Source organism: Deltaproteobacteria bacterium, assembly GCA_009930495.1.
In the GTDB taxonomy this organism is placed as follows: Bacteria; Desulfobacterota; Desulfovibrionia; order Desulfovibrionales; family Desulfomicrobiaceae; genus Desulfomicrobium.
Genome location: RZYB01000339.1, coordinates 1 through 1,780 on the forward strand (window position 1 = coordinate 1; position 1,780 = coordinate 1,780).

Annotated in this window: 2 protein-coding genes; both read right to left on the reverse strand. The window is 61.3% G+C overall.

The window, feature by feature from the left end; translation table 11 throughout:
• Nucleotides 1–963: arsenical-resistance protein (locus tag EOL86_14475; protein ID NCD26777.1), on the reverse strand; the 963-nt coding region annotated here is incomplete at its 3' end.
• Nucleotides 960–1,463, reverse strand: a complete 504-nt coding sequence (locus EOL86_14480; GenBank protein ID NCD26778.1) for a hypothetical protein — start codon at nucleotides 1,461–1,463, stop codon at nucleotides 960–962. The genes EOL86_14480 and EOL86_14475, both read right to left, overlap by 4 nt.
• Between the last annotated feature and the right edge of the window lie 317 nt (nucleotides 1,464–1,780).

Consider the following 1,780-nt stretch of genomic DNA (forward strand, 5'->3'; position numbering starts at 1 on the left):
GCCCAAGGCGAAAATGAGCATCGTCTGGAGAAACAGGGGAATCGCGATCCACAGGATGGTCAGCGGACGGGCCAGGATGACCTCGCCCTTGAAACTGAACAACAGCACCAGCGTGGCCAGCAGGGCCAGGATCGAAACCGGCGTGAGCACGTGCAGGAACTTTTCCTTGAACCACGCTTCGCCCTGGGTCGCGAGGATCCACTTGCGAGAGAGATAGCCGGCGACGAGCGGCAGGGCCACGTAGATCGCGATGGAGAGCAAGAGGGCCTGCCACGGGACGGGGAGGCGGCCGACGCCCAGCAGGAAACCGCCCAGCACGCCGTAGAGCAGGAGCATCGTCAGCGAATTGATGGCCACCATGACGAGGGTGAGGCCGTCGTTGCCGCGGGCGAGGTAGCCCCATACCAGCACCATGGCGGTGCAGGGCGCGATCCCCAGCAGAATGCAACCGGCCAAGTAGCTGCGCCACAACGGCACCTGCAGCATCTTGACGCCCTCGACCAGCACCACCGTGCCCGCGCCGTGTTCCGCGCCGACGGGCAGATCGAGGCCGAAGGGCATTTTGACCAGATCCAGCGCGTCCGGTCCGATGAACGATTTGAAGACGAATCCAAGGAAGAACGCGGCGATGGCATACATCGTGAAGGGCTTGATGGCCCAGTTGACGAACAACGTCAGTCCCACGGGCTTGCCGCTCTTGCCGGCCTTGATGACCGAGGCGAAGTCGATCTTCACCATGATGGGATACATCATGAAGAACAGGCAGACGGCGATGGGGATCGAGACGACGGGTGCGCCGTTGACCGAAATGGCCAGGCCGTCGAGAGTCTTGGCGAAATCGGGCGCGAGCTTGCCGAGCAGGATGCCGCCGGCGATGCACAGCGCGACCCAGACGGTCAGATAGCGCTCGAAGGGATTGGTCAGCTTGCGGGGTTCAGGGCCGGGGACGGTGCTGCAGGTCATGGAGATTCTCCAAAATTCTTGTGCGGCTCACCCGGAGGGTTCGCCCTACCAGAGGACGTGGGTTTTGCATCGGCTGTTGGGTAGGGCGAGGCATCCTTGCCGAGCCGGGAATGCGGCTCACCGGGACGGTTCGCCCTACCCGAAGAGGCGTGCGTTGGGTCGGCTGTTGGGTAGGGCGAGGCATCCTTGCCGAGCCGGGTTCGGTCAATCGCATGCGGCCACTCCTCCGGAGATTTCACAAGCCCTTTCCGAACCGGATTCCAGCGGATGTAATGGGACTTTTCTTCAAACTCCGCATCATTGCGCACGCGATGCTCGAAGAAGCCGGATTGCCAATTGATATCCTGATGCTTGGCTTGATGGCTTTTCCAAGCCTTGACCGTGGATTGGATGCCATGATCCAGGTTGAAGGTGGCAATGAAATGCAGATGGTCCGGCATGATCACCATCAACCACAAATACCAGCGACCGAGTTGCTCGTAGATGGTGGCGCTTTCCAATAGGGATGGGGCGGCGGAAAGGAGGGGTGAACCGATTCTCTGTTTGCAGTTGACCGTGATGAAATGGCGGGCACCTTGTGAAACCCAAGACGGAACGACGTGGGGAAGTTTCTTGCGTATGGGGAATGAATGCGGCGGCTCACCCGGAGGGTTTGCCCTACCAGAAGACCTGGATTGCGCAACGGCTGCTGGGTAGGGCGAGGCATCCTTGCCGAGCCGTGTCGGGAGGGTTTTCGATCCCGGCTCACCCGGAGGGTTCGCCCTACCTGGAGCCGTTGGATTCAACGCGGGGCCTCCAGCCCCTCCGGCAGGGTTTC